Origin of the sequence: Mesorhizobium sp. WSM3860 (assembly GCF_002294995.1) — a bacterium.
Lineage (GTDB): Bacteria > Pseudomonadota > Alphaproteobacteria > Rhizobiales > Rhizobiaceae > Mesorhizobium.
This window is the reverse complement of the sequence record NZ_NSGF01000050.1, coordinates 1-1,121: the sequence shown is the minus strand read 5'-3', so window position 1 is coordinate 1,121 and position 1,121 is coordinate 1. Positions and strand designations below refer to the sequence as shown.

Below are 1,121 nucleotides of genomic sequence, written 5' to 3'. Positions count from 1 at the left end.
ACGGCATGGCAACTGTGTTCACGCAAATGCAGTCTTGTCGCGAATGATGGCATTGAGGACGACCAGGAGCTTCCTTGCGACGGCGATGATGGCCAGTTTCTTGGAGCCCGAGCGGGCAGCAAGCGCGGTGTAGAAGGCTTTGAAGCGGTCACAGGTTCGAATGGCACTGAGGGCTGCCATGTAGAGGGCGCGACGCACACGCGATCGGCCACCCTGGATCTGGCTCCTGCGGTTGAGCTTGCCGCTCTTGTTGTCGAATGGGGCAAGGCCGGCGAGCGCTGCGATCGACTTGGGAGAGCGCTGGCCGAGCTCGGGCAACAGCGCCAGGAGGCAAAGCGCGCCAACCTTGGAGACCCCGGGCACGGAGACCATCAGCGTGTAATCGCGGGCGGTGTCTTCCGATTGACGAATGACTTGGGCGATCCTGCTCTCGAGCGCTTTGATGCGTGTGTCGAAGTGGGCAATCGCTTCTTCAAGGTCGGCAATGACAAGCTCGTCGAAGGCCTCCGCGAGGTGCTTCTTCAGCGTTGCCCGCATCCCGACCAGGTGATCGCGATGACCGGCAAGCGATTGAAGCCGTTCGTTTTGTTCGCGCGGCGCCGGCTCGGCTTCAGGCTGATAGCGACGACCATAGTCGCTCAGCATCCTGGCATCGAGACGATCGGTCTTGGCGCGCCGTCTCGTCGACTTCGCATAGTGGTGGGTGTGTGCCGGGTTGTGCCGCGAGAACGCAACGCCTGCCTTGGCCAGCGCGTGGCGCAGCAGCCGGTCATGGACCCCTGTCGCCTCCATGACGACGAAGTCGTGGCCGGGACAAAGGCCCGCCACATAGGCAGCGATCGCATCGGCCTGGTTGGCAATCTGCCGAAATCGGCCGCTTGCCTCGTCAAAAAAGTCCAGCCACGTCTTGGAGATGTCGCAGCCGACATAGTTCTGTACTATCATGCCCACGCCTCTTCCTGTGGTGCGGGGTCTGCTTGGAAAGCCCCGTGCAACTGTTCAGGTTGATGGTTCACCGGTGGGAAGGGACCGGGCCATGCCACGGCCTGTCCGAAAGGACGACCAGGATCCACTCGGTCTCCTTCCCACTTCAACCATACACCGGAACCAACACACAGGAT

1 protein-coding gene is annotated in these 1,121 nt (G+C 61.6%); it reads right to left on the bottom strand.

Going from position 1 to position 1,121, the window contains the following annotated elements:
• Window positions 1-18 precede the first annotated feature (18 nt).
• Window positions 19-945, bottom strand: a complete 927-nt coding sequence (locus CK220_RS31205; RefSeq protein ID WP_095815179.1) for an IS110 family transposase — start codon at window positions 943-945, stop codon at window positions 19-21.
• Window positions 946-1,121 lie beyond the last annotated feature (176 nt).

Excerpts from the sequence above, each read along its gene's own strand:
- CK220_RS31205 (WP_095815179.1), bottom strand. The coding sequence starts at position 945 with ATGATAGTACAGAACTATGTCGGCTGCGACATCTCCAAGACGTGGCTG.